The organism is Lentzea sp. NBRC 105346 (assembly GCF_030269605.1).
Classification (GTDB): Bacteria; Actinomycetota; Actinomycetes; order Mycobacteriales; family Pseudonocardiaceae; genus Lentzea.
This window is the reverse complement of record NZ_BSTQ01000021.1, coordinates 175,832-191,334: the sequence shown is the minus strand read 5'-3', so window position 1 is coordinate 191,334 and position 15,503 is coordinate 175,832. Positions and strand designations below refer to the sequence as shown.

The 15,503-nt window shown below is 69.4% G+C and carries 13 protein-coding genes; all 13 read left to right on the top strand.

Features of this window, described 5'->3' with window-relative positions; all coding sequences use genetic code 11:
• The first annotated feature begins 47 nt into the window (after positions 1-47).
• From QSK35_RS36610 to QSK35_RS36550, 13 genes are read left to right on the top strand one after another with little or no spacing between them, the layout of a single operon-like run.
• Positions 48-1,268, top strand: coding sequence for an aldehyde dehydrogenase family protein (locus QSK35_RS36610; protein WP_285752295.1), 1,221 nt, complete (start codon positions 48-50; stop codon positions 1,266-1,268).
• A 14-nt stretch (positions 1,269-1,282) separates the two neighbouring features.
• Positions 1,283-2,449: a M24 family metallopeptidase gene (locus QSK35_RS36605; RefSeq protein WP_285752294.1), complete on the top strand. Its 1,167-nt coding sequence runs from the start codon at positions 1,283-1,285 to the stop codon at positions 2,447-2,449.
• The gene (locus tag QSK35_RS36600) at positions 2,446-3,768 is read left to right on the top strand and encodes a DegT/DnrJ/EryC1/StrS family aminotransferase (RefSeq protein WP_285752293.1); all 1,323 of its coding nucleotides are present in this window, start codon (positions 2,446-2,448) and stop codon (positions 3,766-3,768) included. The genes QSK35_RS36605 and QSK35_RS36600 overlap by 4 nt, the downstream gene beginning before the upstream one ends.
• On the top strand, positions 3,741-4,913 hold the full coding sequence (locus tag QSK35_RS36595; RefSeq protein ID WP_285752292.1) for an iron-containing alcohol dehydrogenase: 1,173 nt from the start codon (positions 3,741-3,743) through the stop codon (positions 4,911-4,913). Before QSK35_RS36600 ends, QSK35_RS36595 begins: the two co-directional genes overlap by 28 nt.
• On the top strand, positions 4,910-5,863 hold the full coding sequence (locus QSK35_RS36590) for a transketolase family protein (RefSeq protein ID WP_285752291.1): 954 nt from the start codon (positions 4,910-4,912) through the stop codon (positions 5,861-5,863). The genes QSK35_RS36595 and QSK35_RS36590 overlap by 4 nt, the downstream gene beginning before the upstream one ends.
• A complete protein-coding gene (locus QSK35_RS36585) occupies positions 5,860-8,700 on the top strand; it encodes a M20/M25/M40 family metallo-hydrolase (protein ID WP_285752290.1) in 2,841 nt (946 codons plus the stop codon). Before QSK35_RS36590 ends, QSK35_RS36585 begins: the two co-directional genes overlap by 4 nt.
• A gap of 15 nt (positions 8,701-8,715) precedes the next feature.
• On the top strand, positions 8,716-9,774 hold the full coding sequence (locus tag QSK35_RS36580; protein WP_285752289.1) for an aminotransferase class I/II-fold pyridoxal phosphate-dependent enzyme: 1,059 nt from the start codon (positions 8,716-8,718) through the stop codon (positions 9,772-9,774).
• Positions 9,771-10,616, top strand: a complete 846-nt coding sequence (locus tag QSK35_RS36575) for a GNAT family N-acetyltransferase (RefSeq protein ID WP_285752288.1) — start codon at positions 9,771-9,773, stop codon at positions 10,614-10,616. The genes QSK35_RS36580 and QSK35_RS36575 overlap by 4 nt, the downstream gene beginning before the upstream one ends.
• Entirely contained in the window at positions 10,613-11,989 is a 1,377-nt protein-coding gene (locus tag QSK35_RS36570) for a class I adenylate-forming enzyme family protein (RefSeq protein ID WP_285752287.1), read from the top strand. The genes QSK35_RS36575 and QSK35_RS36570 overlap by 4 nt, the downstream gene beginning before the upstream one ends.
• Complete coding sequence (locus QSK35_RS36565) at positions 11,983-12,786, top strand: transketolase (protein ID WP_285752286.1); 804 nt, start codon at positions 11,983-11,985, stop codon at positions 12,784-12,786. The genes QSK35_RS36570 and QSK35_RS36565 overlap by 7 nt, the downstream gene beginning before the upstream one ends.
• Positions 12,783-13,745, top strand: a complete 963-nt coding sequence (locus tag QSK35_RS36560) for a transketolase family protein (RefSeq protein WP_285752285.1) — start codon at positions 12,783-12,785, stop codon at positions 13,743-13,745. Before QSK35_RS36565 ends, QSK35_RS36560 begins: the two co-directional genes overlap by 4 nt.
• On the top strand, positions 13,733-14,416 hold the full coding sequence (locus QSK35_RS36555) for an aspartate/glutamate racemase family protein (RefSeq protein WP_285752284.1): 684 nt from the start codon (positions 13,733-13,735) through the stop codon (positions 14,414-14,416). The genes QSK35_RS36560 and QSK35_RS36555 overlap by 13 nt, the downstream gene beginning before the upstream one ends.
• Positions 14,413-15,450 carry an iron-containing alcohol dehydrogenase family protein gene (locus tag QSK35_RS36550; RefSeq protein ID WP_285752283.1) on the top strand — a complete coding sequence of 346 codons (1,038 nt, stop codon included), beginning with the start codon at positions 14,413-14,415 and terminating at the stop codon, positions 15,448-15,450. The genes QSK35_RS36555 and QSK35_RS36550 overlap by 4 nt, the downstream gene beginning before the upstream one ends.
• Positions 15,451-15,503 lie beyond the last annotated feature (53 nt).

Below are 15,503 nucleotides of genomic sequence, written 5' to 3'. Positions count from 1 at the left end.
TTGGCGCTCCTACCTTCCGGCGAGAGCTGTGGGAGGAGGTGGTGGTCGTGAGTCCAACGTTGGACACGGCTACCCGTTTGGATGTCATCTCCACGATCTGTCAACGGGTCCTGGATCGCGCGGCCGACCTGGAGGACGCCGCCGCACGCCTGCTGCCCTTCCCGCGCAGCGTCATCCGGGCGGATCTCGCGCTGGCCGCGAGCCGCTTGGAGAGCTTCGCCCACGTCACCCCGCGGCTCGCCGGCCGCAGGGCGCTGGGCCGGGTAGCGCTCGCGTTGCCCGGCAACGCGATCCTCAGCAACCCCCTCGCGACGATCGCGGCCTCGCACCTCGCGGGCAACCGCACGCTGGTTCGCCTGCCGCGCAAGCGCCGCGCCTGGGCAGAGATCCTGCACGCGCTGGTGGGGGAGGCGGCGGAGTTCGTCGACCAGGGCGGCAGCCGGTTCATCGACGAGGCCATGCGGCAGAGCGACGCGCTCATGGTGTTCGGCGACGACGCGTGGGCGCGCGAGTACGAGAAGCTCGCGCGGACCAACCGCACGAAGTTCATCTTCGAAGGGCCCGGAAAGGACCCGTTCCTGGTGCTCTGCCCATCCCTTGTGGACGAAGCGGCCAAGCACGCCGTCGAGGCGAGCATGTTCAACGCCGGGCAGGCGTGCACCTCGCCCGAGCGGTTCTACGTCGTATCCGCTGCGTACGACGACTTCGTCGAACGCGTCATCGACCTCGCACGCGCGAGGAAGGCCGGTGACCCCGGAGATGCGGAGACGGACATCGGGCCGCTCGATCCCGTTGTGGCACAACGGGTGGAGGCGCAGATCAACGACGCCGTCGCCAAGGGTGCGGTGGTGGTCAACACCGGGTTGACCAAACAGATCACGGTCAACGGAGAGCCTCGCACACTCGTGCCACCGGTGGTGGTGGCCGGCGCGGATCACCGGATGTCGGTGATGCGTGAGGAGACGTTCGGTCCGGTCATCGCGATCCAGCGGGTCGGTTCGATCCGCGAGGCACTCGAAAGAGCGGAGGACTCGCCGTACGGGCTGTCCGCCACGGCGTTCGGGCGCGTCGAGGGCGTGGCGGAACGGCTCGCGCAGAGCCACGGCCAGGTGTTCGTCGAGGAGACCTGGCTGTCGCACCGCAGAAGGCAGCCGCTCGCGCCCTACGGCGGACGCCGCGGCTCCGGCTGGGTGTGGGAGTGGCGGGACGAGCAGTTCGTGCGGCGTGACGGGCCGCGGCACAACTTTCTCGAGTTCAGCACAAGCTAAAAGGGAAGGCTGGCATGCGCGACAACGAGAACCTGGCGTTCACCCTCGACGAGTACCGGGGGCGGCTGGACACCGTGCGCAAGGGAATGGCCGAGCGGGGAGTGGACGTCGCCCTGGTCAGCGTTCCGGAGAACATCTACTACCTGACCGGCTACACCACCCTGGGCTACTACATGTACCAGGTGCTGATGGTGCCGATCGACGACGAGCCCCTGTTGCTGACGTACCGCGAGGAGCGGATCAACGTCGAACGCCTGTCGTGGCTGGACAAGCACGTCGACTACACCGTCACCGACGACCCGATCGAGGTCACGGTCGACGCCGTGCGCGGCCTGAACGTCGAAGGCAAGACGCTCTCCATCGAGGAGGGCGGCTACTTCTTCCCGATCCGCACCTACCGGAAGCTCACCGAGTCCGTGCCCAACGTCAGGTGGGTGGACGGCAGCGGGCTCGTCGAGTCCGCTCGGCTGGTCAAGTCCGACACCGAGCTCGGCTTCATCCGCCAGGCCGCGACCGCCGCGATGGCCGGCATGGTCGAGGCCCTGCACGAGTCGCGGCCCGGCAAGACCGAGAACGACGTGGCCGCCGCCGTGTACGCGGCCACCCTGCGGCACGGCAGCGAGTATCCCGGCAGCCCGCCGTACGTGATCAGCGGCGAACGTTCCGGCCTGCCGCACGGCACGTGGGAAGGCCGCGAGCTGCGCGACGGCGACATCGTCTTCCTCGAGTTCTCCGGCTGCGTCAAGCGGTACAGCGCGGCCAACATGCGCACCGCTTTCCTCGGCACGCCACCGGACAGCGTCACCAAGCGCGCGGACGCCGTGATCGACGCGCTGGAGACGGCGATCGCCACGATCAAGGCCGGTGCGACCTCCGGTGACGTGGACGCGGCGGCACGCAAGGCGATCCTCGCGCACGGGTTCGGCGACCACACGCACGAGACCGGCTACTCGATCGGCGTGTGTTACCCGCCGGGCTGGAACGAGAGCCACATCATGAACCTGCACCCCGGCGACGAGACCGTGTTGCAGCCGAACATGGTGTTCCACCTCGTGCCGTCGCTGATCGTGCCCGAGCTCAACGGCCACGTCGGGTTCAGCGAGACCGTCGTCGTCACCGAGACCGGTTGCGAGGTGCTCACCGACAAGCGCGTTCCGCGCGAGCTGCAGGTGATCACATGAGCACGCTCGCGGTGCTCGGTGGCCCCCAAATCGCGCCACAGGGCGTCGACGAAACCCGTTGGCCGGTAGTGGAACCAGCGGATGTGCAGGCCGTCACCGACACCCTCCTCAGTGGACAGCTCAGCTGGATGAACGACACGCGCGTACCCGCACTGGAACGCCAGTGGGCGGACTACGTCGGCGCAGACCACTGCCTCGCGGTCAACAGCGGCACCGCCGCGCTGCATGCCGCGGTCGCCGCCGCGGGTGTCGGACCGGGTGACGAGGTGCTCGTGCCCGCGCTGAGCTTCCTCGCGTCGGCGTCGTGCGTGCTGCACCACCAGGGCGTCCCGGTGTTCGTCGACGTCGACCCGCGCACGTTCACGATCGACCCAACCCAGCTCGCGCAACACCTCACCGACCGCACCAAGGCGATCATCGCGGTGCACCTGCACGGCCTGCCCGCCGACATGGACCCGATCAGGCAGTTCGCCCGCCAGCACGATCTCGTCGTCATCGAGGACGCCGCACAGGCGCACGCCGCCACCTACAACGGAAAGCGCACCGGGTCGCTCGGCGACCTCGCCGCGTTCAGCATCATGGCGGGCAAGAACCTCGCCACCGCTGGCGAAGGCGGCCTACTGACGACGTCGTCGGCTGACCTCCGCAACCGGGCGGACGCGGTGAAGATGTTCGGCGAGACGGTCGGCGCGGACGGCCACCGCGACTACAACGCCCACACGATGGGCTGGAACTACCGGCTCAGCGGGGTCGTGGCCGCGTTCACCAGCACCCAAATCGAGCGGCTCGACGGCTACACCGCGCAGGTGCAGGAGGGCGCGCGGGCGTTGACCAAGGCGCTCGCGGACGTGCCCGGTGTCGTGCCGCCGTATGTGCCCGACGACCGCACGCACGTCTACCACCACTTCCGCGTGCTGCTGGACGGGTCGGTGGCCGGGCTGCCGGACGGGGTGTTCCGCCAGGCCGTGCACGATTCGTTGCTGGCCGAGGGCATTCCGGTGGGGGAGTACCAGACGCGGCCGCTGCCGGGGCAGACCCTGTTCCAGCAACGGATCGGCTATGGCGGCGGGTGTCCGTGGACGTGCGGCAAGTCGACGCGGAGCTACCGGCAGGAGGACTACCCGGCGACGCTGCAGGTGATCCGCTCCTCCCTGGTCGTCGGCAAACGCCTGTGCATGGCGTCGTTCCGCGACCCGGATTCGGTCGAGCGCTACCGCGACGCGTTCACCAAGGTCCTCTCGAACATCGATGAGCTGCGTGAGTACGCCTCGACGATCGACTACGTCGAGCCGTGGCAGCGGGAAAGCAGGTTGTGGTGAACTTCTTCCACCTCGTCCCCCATATTCACTACGGGCCCGGCGTGGCGACCAAGGCGGGCGACGCGCTGCGGGACCTCGGCGTGCGGCACGCGCTCCTCGTCACCGACCAGGGCGTGCTCGACGCCGGCGTGATCGACCCGGTGCTGAAGTCCGTCAAGGACGCCGGGATCGCGTACACGGTCTTCTCCGACCTGCGCACCAACCCCAGTGAGCAGCACGTCGCCCAAGCCGCCGACACCTACCGGGCCCTCGGCTGCGACGGGATCATCGGCGTCGGCGGCGGCAGCTCGCTGGACGTGGCGAAGTCCGCGGCCGTGATCGTCGCCGACGGCGGCACGATCGTGTCCTATGAGGACGGTGCTCGCGAGGTCGCCGGCACACCTCCGCCGCTGGTCCAAGTGCCGACGACCGCGGGCACCGGCAGCGAGGTCGTCGCGGGCGCGATCATCACCGACAGTGCGCGGCAGTTCAAGATGCACGTCGTCGCGGTGCCCGCGCAGGTGGCGTTGTGCGACCCGAAGCTGACGCTCACGCTGCCCGCCGGGCCGACGGCGGCGTCCGGCATCGACGCGCTGGCCCACGCGATCGGCGCGTACACGAGCGTCGAGTCGCAGCCGCTGGCCGACGCGATGGCGTTGCACGCGATCTCGCTCATCTCGCGGTCCCTGCCCGAGGCGGTGGAGAGCGGCGACCTTCGATCGCGGGACCAGATGATGACCGGCGCGCTCACCGCCGGGATCTCGATGAAGGGCGGTGGCGCGGCGGACCACGCGTTCGCGCACGCCGTCAACGCGTTGTTCGACGTGCATCACGGAGTAGGTGTCGCGTTGTTCCTCGCGGACGCCATGGAGCACAACCTGCCGCACATGCCGGACCGGTACGCGGCCGTCGCCCGTGCGCTCAATGTGCCCTCACGGTCCGACGACGCCTTGTCGCTGGGCCGGGCGGGCATCGAGGCGGTGCGGGAGCTGATCGCCGGGCTCCCGATTCCCACGCTGACCGGGATCGGCGTGACCGAGAAAGACGTGCCCGCCCTCGTGGAGAAGGTCCAGGCGGACGGCTTCCACCTCGGGCTCAACCCCGTCCCGGTCACCGCCGAGGACACCCGGCGAATCCTGCACACCGCACTTGCGAGGTCGTCATGACACTGGACACCTGGGTCGCCGAGCACGGCACGTCCAGCCGCACCACGTGCCGCGTGGCGCAGCTCGAGCTGGCGCGGTCCGACGAGCGGGTCTACTCGCTGGAGAACGACCTGGCGCTGCCGTCGGTGCCGTTCGGGACCGAGTTTCCCGAGCGGTACAAGCAGATCGGCATCGCCGAGGCGGACCTGTTCGGGGTCGCCGCCGGGCTGTCGATGTCCGGACGCATCCCGTACGTCAACACGTTCGCGGTCTTCGCGACCATGCGGGCGTGTGAGCAGCTGCGGGTCGACCTGTCGTACCCGAAGGCGAACGTCAAGGTCGTCGGCTACTACACCGGGCTGTCGGGCGGGTTCGCCGGCCCGACGCACCACAGCATGGAGGACATCGCGGTGACGCGCGCGTTGCCGGGCTTCACCGTGCTCTCGCCCGCCGACGCCTACGAGGCCTACCTGGCGACGAAGGCCGCCGCGGACATCAAAGGCCCGGTGTACCTGCGGGCCAGCCGCGGCAACACGCCGATGGTGTACTCCGGCGAGTACGACTTCGAGGTCGGCAAGGCCGTGACGTTGCGCGAGGGTGGCGACGTCACGATCATCGCGACCGGCTGCGAGATCGTGCCACGCGCGGTGCGGGTCGCGGAACGCCTTGCCACCAAAGGAATCTCCTGCCGCGTGCTGAACATGCACACGATCAAGCCACTCGACACCGACGCGATCGTGGCCGCCGCCCGCGAGACCGGCCTGGTCGTCACCTACGAGGACCACAACGTCATGGGCGGCCTCGGCAGCGCGGTCGCCGGCGTGGTGCTGGAACACGCGCCGGTGCCGGTACTGCGGTTCGGCGTCCCGGACATCTTCTGCACCCGCAGCGACGAGTACGACGAGATCCTCGACCTGCACGGGCTCGCGGTCTCGGACGTGTTCTCCGCGATCATGGGGAGGTTGCGATGAACCTGTTGCAACGCCTGGTGGAACTGGAGTCGCCGTCGTCCGACCACTTCGGCTGTCTCGCCGTGCAGGACGTGCTCGGCGACCTGCTTGCCCAGGCCGGTGGGCGGGTCGAGCGATGTACCGGATCGACCGGCACGCCCGTGCTGATCGCGCGGTTCGGTGCTCAACGTAAGCCGATCCTGCTGCTCGGTCACGTGGACACGGTGTGGCCCAAGGGAACGCTGAAGGACCGTCCGTACACCGTCGAGGACGGCATCGCGACCGGTCCTGGTGTATACGACATGAAGGCCGGGCTCGTCCAGATCGTCATGGCGCTGGAGAAGGCCGGTGACCTCGACGTCACCGTGCTGCTGAACGCGGACGAGGAGCTGGGTAGTCCCGGCTCGCAGGACATCATCATGCGCGAGGCTGCCCGCAGCCGTTGTGCGATGGTGCTGGAGCCGTGTGGTCCCGGCGGTTCGCTGAAGACGCGCCGCAAGGGCATCGGCATGTACACGCTCGACGTCACCGGACGGGCCGCGCATCCCGGGCTCGACTTCGCGATCGGCGTGAACGCCGCCGTCGAGCTCGGCCATCAGGTCACCGCGCTCGCGGCGTTGAGCAGCGGCGACACGACGGTGAACGTCGGCACGATCGCCGGCGGCACCGGCCGCAACGTCGTGGCCGCGCAGGCGAGCGCCCAGTTCGAGACCCGCTTCTGGACCGCGGCCGAGGGCACGCGCGTGGACGAGGCGATCCGGGCCCTGACCGCGGTCGACGACCGCGCGTCGGTGCGGGTCACGGGCGGCGTGCACCGCGTGCCGATGGAACGTACGGACGCCGTCGCCGAGCTCGTGGAGGCCGCTCGTGCCTGTGCCGACTGGGATCTGACCGAGATGGCGGTCGGCGGCGTGAGCGACGGGAACATCACCGCGGCCGCCGGCGTGCCCACGATCGACGGGCTCGGCGCCGACGGCGGTGGCGCGCACGCGATCGACGAACGCGTGGTGCTCGCGGACATCCCACGCCGTGCGGCGTGGCTGGCGAAGCTGCTGCGACGACTGGAGGTGGGAACCGTGTCAGATCCTGTTGCGAAGCTCGCCCGGTTGACGCCGGAGCAGCGAGCGCGGCTGGTCGCGAAGGCCCGTCAGGACCGGCCGGCCCCAGAACGCAAGGTTCCGCGCGTTGACCCGAGTGGGCCGATCCCCGCGTCGTTCGCACAGGAGCAGCTGTGGTTCCTGAGCCGGCTGACGCCCGGTGTGCCGAACTACAACGTGCCGTTCCGCTTCGAACTGGACGGACCGCTCGACGTCGAGGCGCTCACCGGTGCGATCAACGAGGTCGTGCGGCGGCATGACGTGCTGCGCACCACGCTCAAGGCAACGCCCGAGGGTCTGCGGCAGATCGTGCATCCGCACCAGCCGTTGAAGCCGACGGTCAACGACCTCAGCGGCTACGAGGACCCGGACGTGTTCGCCGGATCGCGCATCTTCGACCTCGCGCGCACGGTCTTCGATCTCGAAGAAGGTCCACTGTGGACCGCAGAGCTGATCAAGCTCTCGGAAAAGCGGCATGTGCTGGTGTGGATCGCCTCGCACGCCATCGCGGACGGCGGCTCGATCGGCGTGATCGTCGGGGAACTCGCCGCGGCGTACAGCGGCAAGCCGCTCGACCCCGACCCGGTCCAGTTCGGCGACTTCGCGGCGTGGCAACGGCAGTGGCTCACCGACGAGCGGATCGAAGAGCTCCTGACGTACTGGCGTGAGCAGGTCCAGGGCTATGCCGGGCTCGGCCTGTCCTACGACCGGCCCAAGCGACCGGGGCTCAACGGTCGCACAATCAACTTCCAGGTCCCGCCGAGCGTCAATGCGAAGATCGGCCAGCTCGCGAAGGACCGTGGCGCGTCGCCGTTCATGGTGCTGCTCGCGACCTACCAGGTGCTGCTGATGCGCCTGAGCGGCCGGGACGACATCGCGGTCGCCACCCCGCTCGCCGGGCGCGACCGGTCCGAGTTCGAGCAGGTCGCCGGATCGTTGACGAACACCGTTGTGCTGCGGACCAAGCTCGACGTGAGCACGTTCGGCGAGCTGGTGGACCGCGTCCGCGAGGTGACGTTCGACGCGTTGCAGCACCAGGACCTGCCGTTCGGCAAGCTCGTCGAGGTCGTGCGGCCCGCGCGGGACGGCCAGTCCAACCCCATCACGCAGACCATCTTCAGCTACGGCGGCACACCGCTGATGCGCGGCGAGAGCAGGTTCGGCGACGCCCGGATGCGCGTGGACGGCATGTCCAACGACACCGTGCGGTTCGACTTCGAGCTGGTGCTCGACGAGAAGATCGAGGGGCTCGGCGCGCGGTTCGAGTACAACGCGGACTGGATCGAGCGAAGCAGCGCGGAGCAGATCTGCCGGGCGTACCAGGAGATTCTCGCCGCCGCGGTGCAGAACCCCGATCACAGTCTGGCCGAATTGCCGACACCGGAACTGCCGGACTGGGAGCCCGAGGAGAACATCCCCGAACAGAGGCATGGACCGGAGGAGGTCTCGCCGCTGGAGGACGAGCTCATCCGGTTGTGGGCCGGGCGGCTCGAGGTCGACGCGATCCACCGCGACGACGACTTCTTCGGGCTCGGCGGCCACTCGTTCCTCGCCACCGAGCTGGTGGCCGACATCAACGAGCACCTCGGTTCGCGGATCACCGTCATGGAGCTCTTCCAGGCCAGCACGGTCGCCACGCTCGCGAAGGTGATCGAGGAACACCCCGGCGACGCACCCGATCAGGGGGATGACCTGGAACGGGCCGTCGAGGAGATGTCCGACGACGAGGTCGCCGCCGCGCTGCAGCGCCTGCGGTCGTAGAAGGAGGTTGCGCTGATGACTGTTCCCGCCTACCGGTCGCAGGAGTGGCTGTTCGACGTGGCCGCCGGCCGGTACGACGTCGACCTCGCGGTCAGCGGCATGGAGTCGCACAGCGTCGAGCCGCTGCTCGCCGAGATGACCACCAAGGCCGGCTACGACATCGACCGCGGCGCGCACAAGGTCCGTGAAGCGGTCGCGGAGCTGTACCGGACGAACCCGGAGAACGTGCTGATCACACACGGCGCGCAGGAGGCGTTGTACCTGCTCTACGCCGCGCTGCTCGAACCCGGTGACGAGGTCGTCGCCCGCACGCCGGGCTGGCAGCAGACCCTCGACCTGCCGAAACGCTTCGGTGCCACCACGAAGACCGTCGAGTACGACCTCGGTGATCTCGATGTGCACGGAGGCGTCAGGACGGCCGCGGCAGTCAGCGAGAAGACGCGCATGGTCGTGCTCAACAGCCCGCACAACCCGACCGGACTCACGTTCACCGACGACCAGTTGGCGCCGTTCCGCGACACGCTGGTGGTCAACGACGAGGAGTACCTGACCGACTTCGACCGCAGCGTCGTGCACCACGTGCCCGGCTCGGTCTCGGTCAGCTCGTTGTCCAAAGTGTACGGATTCCCGGGGCTGCGGCTCGGCTGGCTGGTCGGTCCGTCCGAGATCGTCGAGAAGTGCGTGAACTACCGGCGTTACACGACGATCAGCAACTCGCCGCTGCTGGAGGACCTCGGCCTCGCGGTGCTGCGCCGCCGTGAGACCTACCTCGCCGAGTACCGGCAGCGGCTGGCCGACGGCTGGCGGGTGTTCGCGGACTGGGCGGGTGGATTCCCCCAGCTGCGGCCCATCGAACCGCAGGGCACGCCGTACGTGTGCTGCCAGGTGGACCGGCCGTCGTGGGACCTGTGCAACGAGCTGCTCGACCGGGAACGGTTGCTGCTCATGCCCGGCGACGTGTTCGGCGCGCCCGGCTACGTCCGGATCTCGTACGCCCGCCCCGTCGACCTGCTGACCGAGGGGCTGGACCGCCTCGGCCGGGTCGTGGGCCTGGAACTCGCGGAGCTGCCATGACGATCACACCGATCCAGGTCGAGAGCGAGGTGGTCGCCCTCGGCACAGAACGGATCCTCCTGCGCCGCATCCACGGCCACCTCGAGTATCTGGCGTGCGAGGAGCTGCAACGCCGGATCTGGGGTGAGGGCGACATCGCCCGCGTGCCGTTGCTGGACATGGTGACCGCGCAGGAGAACGGCGGGTTCGTGCTCGGCGCGTTCCACGGCGACGAGCTCGCCGGGTTCGTCTTCTCGTTCCCCGGCATCACGGCAGACGGCGAGGTCAAGCAGTGCTCGGTACTCGCCGCGGTCGCGCCGGAGTTCCAGAACCTCGGCCTGGGCTACCAGCTCAAGCAGTACCAGGCCCGGCTCGCCGCCCGGCACGGGTTCCGGCTGATCACGTGGACGTTCGACCCGCTCTCGGGCCGCAATGTCGTGTTCAACCTCAACAAGCTCGGCGCGGTCGGCATCGACTACGTGGAGAACGCGTACGGCGTCGGCATGGGCCTCAACGCCGGCCTGGAGACCGACCGCCTGCTCGTGGCGTGGCACGTGCCGCCGGTGCCCCGGCAACGCGACCAGGGTGGCGGCACACCGGTCAACGACATCCGCTTCGACCGCGGTGGACTGCCGGTTCCCGCGTGGTCCACAAAGGACTGCGACGACCGGACCGTGCTGCTCAAGGTGCCGTGGGACGTGTACGCGATCAGCGCACGGGACCGTGAGCTGGCGATGGCGTGGCGGCACGAGAGCCGGGCGCTGCTCGGCGGCTACCTCGCGCGCGGCTACCGGGCGGTCGGCCTGCGCCTGCACGAACGCGGTGCGCCGCCGACATACGTGCTGGAGCGGAGCCGGTCATGACGCTCGGCGCCCTCTTCGACGCCGCCGTCGACCGGCACGGCACGCGGCGGCTGCTGCTGAACCCGGACGTCTCCTATGCCGATTTCGCCTTGCGCGTCAACGGATGCGCGCACGCGTTGCGGGAGCGGGGAGTCGGCCGGGGACGGGCGGTGGCCGCCGTGCTGCCGAACTCGCCCGAGCTGCTGACGCTGTGGCTGGCGTGTGCGCGGCTGGGCGCGGTGTTCGTGCCGCTGAACCCGGCGTTGCGCGAAGCCGAGCTGCGGCCGTTGCTGGAGCACTCGGGAGCCGTGCTGGTCGTCGAGCGGTTCGATGATCCGGTGCTGACCGCTCGGAGCGTTTCGGCGCCGTCCGGCCTAGTCTCAGCAGACGATCCGGTGACCCTGCTCTACACGTCCGGCACCACGGGGAAGCCGAAGGGCTGCGTGCTCAGCCACACGTCGTACACCGCGCCGGCCCCGGCGTTCGTCTCGCGGGTCGGCCTGTGCGCGGACGACCGGCTGCTCGCGTGCCTGCCGTTGTTCCACATGGCCGGGCAGTCATTCGCCGTGAGCGCTTTGCAGGCCGGCGCCTCGCTCGGCATCACGCCGAAGTTCAGCGCCTCGGGTTTCTGGGGCCAGGTCGAGAACTTCGGTGCGACGGTGTTCCGCCACCTCGGCGAGATGCTCACGCTCATCCTGCGCACCCCGAACCAGCCGCCGCCGGACCACCCCCTCCGCATGGTCTACGGCGGCGGCGCCCGGCCCGACGTCGCGCGGGCGTTCACCGAACGGTTCGGCGTGACCGTGGTCGAGGGCTACGGGATGTCCGAGACGAACACGGTGTTGTGCACGGATCCGTTGAGGCCGCGACCGGGATCGCTTGGCACCGCGCTGCCGCCCGCCGAGGTGCGGGTGGCGGCGGCTCTCGGCGAGGTTGGCGAGATCCAGGTCCGCGGACCCGGCGTGATGCGGGGTTACCACCGGGCGCCGCAACGTTCGTGTACCGACTGGTTCGGCACCGGGGATCTGGGCTGGATGAGCGCGGACGGGCACGTGCACTTCGCCCGGCGGCGTACCGACGTGATCCGCAGGCGTGGCGAGAACATCGACCCGGCCGAGGTCGAGGAGGCCCTGTCCGAACACCCGGACGTGCTGCTGAGCGCGGTCGTCGGGGTGCCCGGCGAACTGTCCGATGAGGACGTTTCCGCGTTCGTGGTGCCGTTGCCGGGCCGGCGGTTGTGTTCCGACTCGGTGCTGGCGTGGTGCCGCACGCGCCTGGCCGCGTTCAAGGTGCCGCATCACGTGACCGTGGTCGACCGGCTGCCGATGACCCCCACCTCGAAGATCAACCGTTCGCTGTTGCGGGCGGCTCATGGGAGGAACCCACAATGGTGAACGATCTTTCAGCGAAGGCAAGGACGTTGCGCGAGCACATCGTGCACCTCGCCGCCGACTCGCCGGGCGCGCACGTCGGCGGCTCGATGTCGGCGGTGGAGATCCTGACGACGCTGTACTTCGACGGAGTGCTGCGCGTGGACCCGGCGAACCCCGATGATCCGCAACGGGACCGGCTGATCTTCAGCAAGGGCCACTCGAGTGCCGCCTACTACGCGGCGCTGGCGGAGGCGGGGTTCTTCCCGGTGTCCGAACTGGACACCTACAAGAAGTCCGGCAGCCGGCTCGCAGGCCACCCGCACACCGGTATCCCTGGTGTCGAGCTGGCCACCGGTTCGCTCGGCCACGGCCTGCCGGTCGGGGTCGGCCTCGCGATGGCCGACTCGGACGTCCGGGTGTTCGTGATCGTCGGTGACGGCGAGTGCCAGGAGGGCTCCATCTGGGAGGCCGCGATGGCCGCCGCGCACTACCGGCTCGACAACCTCGTCGTGATCGTCGACCGCAACGGCATCCAGGAGGACGGGCCGACCGAGGAGATCATGGCGCTGGAGCCGTTCGCCGACAAGTGGCGTGCGTTCGGCTGGGCGACCGTCGAGGTCGACGGGCACGACATCGGCGAGCTGTCCAACGTGCTGCACGAGGTGCCGCTCACGTGGGGGCGTCCGACGTGCGTGATCGCGAAAACGGTCAAGGGCAAGGGGTTGTCGTTCTCCGAGAACACCAACACGTGGCACTACGGGCACCTCTCCGAGGACCTGAAGGCGCAGGCGCTGCGCGAACTGGGAGGTGTGCGATGACGGCGCTGGCCGATCTCCGGGAGGGGCTGCGTTTCGACCCGGCTGTTACGACGGCGTTCGAGGCGTGCCGGATGGCGCAGCTGGATCTCGCTTTGGAGGACCCGCGGGTCATGTCGGTCGAGGCGGACCTCGGCGACTGCTGGGGGCTGAAGTTCCGCGAGGAGATGCCCGACCGGTTCCTCGACTTCGGCATCGCCGAGGCGAGCGCGGTCGGCGCCGCCGCGGGGCTGGCGATGAGCGGGAAACGCCCGTTCCTCAACACGTTCGGCACGTTCGCGCTGATGCGCGCGGCCGAGCAGGTGCGGCTGGACATCTGCTACCACCGGGCGCCGGTGGTGATCGCGGGCATGTTCACCGGCATCGCGGCCGGGTTCTCCGGGCCGACGCACCACGCGATCGAGGACGTGTCCGTGGCGCGGTCGCTGCCGAACCTGACCGTGATCGCACCCGCGGACGCCGTGCAGGCCTACGACGCGACGAAGGCCGCGTTCGCACTGGGTGCGCCGGTGTATCTGCGTCTCGGCGTAGAGCCGGGACCCCAGGTGTACGACGCGCACGAGCCGTTCGAGATCGGTCGCGGCCGCGTGCTGCGGGAGGGTGGCTCGCTGACGATCGTCACGTGTGGCGTGACGATCGTGCCCGAGGTGCTAAAGGCCGCTTCACTGCTCGGTGACGCGCGGGTCGTGGACATGCCGACGATCAAGCCGATCGACCGGGACCTGCTCGTGCGCTGTGCCCGTGAGACGGGCCGGGTGGTCACGGTCGAGGAGCACTCGACGATCGGCGGGCTCGGCAGTGCGGTCGCCGAGGTGCTGGCCGAGGACGCACCGGTGCCGTTGCGGATGGTCGGGCTGCCGGACGCGTTCGTCAAGGAGATCGGTGACTACGGCGAACAGCTGCGCCGCCACGGGCTGGACGCCGCCGGGATCGAGCGGGAGGTGCGGGCGTGGCTGTCCTAGGGATTCTGATGCTGGAAGGGAAGATGGCCGACGTGCCGGGATGCATGGCGTCCGCCGAGACCTTCCCGTACCCGGTCATCCGGCACGTCGTCCGGGGCTCTCGCACGCCGCTCAGCCCCGAGGAAGCGTTCGAGATGCTGCCGCTGTATGTCGAGGCGGCGCGATCGCTCGAGGCGGCGGGCGCCACCGTGATCACCGCGAACTGCGGGCTGATCGCGTTGCTGCAGAAGGAACTCTCCGCGGCGGTGAACGTGCCCGTGGTGACGTCGGCGTTGACGCTGGTGCCCGCGGTCCGGCGGTTGGTCGGCGACCGGCCGGTCGGTGTGCTGACGTTCTTCACCTCGGCGGTGGGGGAGCGCAACTACCTGGCCAGCGGCTGGAGCTCCGCGGACGTGCCGGTCGTGCTCGGCGGGGTCGGCGAACACGAGTCTTGGCTCGAGTTCCTGCGGACCAAGGAGGTCACGCCTTCACTGCGTGAGCAGATGCGGCGCGACCTGCTCTCGGCGGTCGAGGACATGATCGCGCGTGAACCCTCGCTCGGCGCGGTCGTGTGCGAGTGCACGATGCTGCCCGCCGTGCTGGACGACGTGCGGCCGAGCCTGCCGGTGCCGGTGTTCGACATCCTGACCGCGCTGGACTGGGCGATCAGTGGATTCGAGAGGGTGCGATGAGGCTGCGCCTGCCGCCCAGTGTGCGGTTCGGCGCCGGATCCATCAGCCAGATAACGGACTCCCTGCGGGAGTGCGACGTGCGGCGAGCACTCGTGGTCACCGACCACGGCGTGCTCGCCGCCGGCGTTGTGGACCGGCTCGGACTGGATGCCGAGGTTTTCGTTGCCCACCAACCGACTCCCGACCAGATCACGGCGTGTGCGTCGGCGTTGGCCGATGTGGACGGCGTGGTCGCCGTCGGCGGTGGCAGCGTCATCGATGTCGCCAAGGCGGCAGTGGCGTTGCACGCGATGGACGTGCCGCTGCCGGATATCTACGGGCTGGACAAGGTGCACGGGCCGGCCCTGCCGCTCATCGTCGTGCCGACCACTCCGGGCAGCGGTGGCGAGGTGTCGTCGCATGCGGTCGTGACCGATGGTTCGAAGCGACACGCCGTGAGCGGCGCGTGCGTCGTGCCACGGGCCGTGGTTATCGACCCCGAGTTGGCTGTGACGTTGCCTGATGACGCCACGGTGGCCTGTGCGCTGGACGCGTTGATGCACGGCGCCGAGGCGTACCTGGCGCGGGCGGCTACCCCGTTCAGCGACGCGATGGCGTTGCCGGGCGTGCGGCGCATCGCGGCGGCGTTGCCAGTGATGGGTCGGGAAGAGCTGGCCCTCGGTTGCCTGCAGGCGAACCTCGCGATGGCGCAGGCCAACGCGGGGCTTGTGCACGCGCTGGGCTACCCGCTGACGTCCCGATACGGGATCGTGCACGGGATCGCCAACGTGCTGGTCGCGCCGGCCGTGCTGCGGGCGAGCCGGCACGTGCAGGAGCGGCGGGACGCCGAGCTGGCGGAATGTCTTGGCGCTGAACAGTTCGCGGATGGACTCACGGCATTGCTCGACCGCCTGGACGTCCCGCGCAACCTCCACATCGACGATCCCGACGGCCTCGCCCAGGAAGCCCTCCACTATGGCCCGGTCCGCGCAAACTGGCGCTTCCCCGCCACCGCCACGGACATCGCCACCATCTACCGGGCTGCATGCCGTTAAGGCCACCTTTACTGCGTCAGACGCAGTAAAGGTGGCCTTAACGGTACGAAACG

Coding starts and splice junctions, on each gene's coding strand:
- QSK35_RS36600 (WP_285752293.1), top strand. CDS start 2,446: ATGAGCACGCTCGCGGTGCTCGGTGGCCCCCAAATCGCGCCACAGGGC.
- QSK35_RS36605 (WP_285752294.1), top strand. CDS start 1,283: ATGCGCGACAACGAGAACCTGGCGTTCACCCTCGACGAGTACCGGGGG.
- QSK35_RS36570 (WP_285752287.1), top strand. CDS start 10,613: ATGACGCTCGGCGCCCTCTTCGACGCCGCCGTCGACCGGCACGGCACG.
- QSK35_RS36565 (WP_285752286.1), top strand. CDS start 11,983: ATGGTGAACGATCTTTCAGCGAAGGCAAGGACGTTGCGCGAGCACATC.
- QSK35_RS36580 (WP_285752289.1), top strand. CDS start 8,716: ATGACTGTTCCCGCCTACCGGTCGCAGGAGTGGCTGTTCGACGTGGCC.
- QSK35_RS36550 (WP_285752283.1), top strand. CDS start 14,413: ATGAGGCTGCGCCTGCCGCCCAGTGTGCGGTTCGGCGCCGGATCCATC.
- QSK35_RS36590 (WP_285752291.1), top strand. CDS start 4,910: ATGACACTGGACACCTGGGTCGCCGAGCACGGCACGTCCAGCCGCACC.
- QSK35_RS36575 (WP_285752288.1), top strand. CDS start 9,771: ATGACGATCACACCGATCCAGGTCGAGAGCGAGGTGGTCGCCCTCGGC.
- QSK35_RS36560 (WP_285752285.1), top strand. CDS start 12,783: ATGACGGCGCTGGCCGATCTCCGGGAGGGGCTGCGTTTCGACCCGGCT.
- QSK35_RS36585 (WP_285752290.1), top strand. CDS start 5,860: ATGAACCTGTTGCAACGCCTGGTGGAACTGGAGTCGCCGTCGTCCGAC.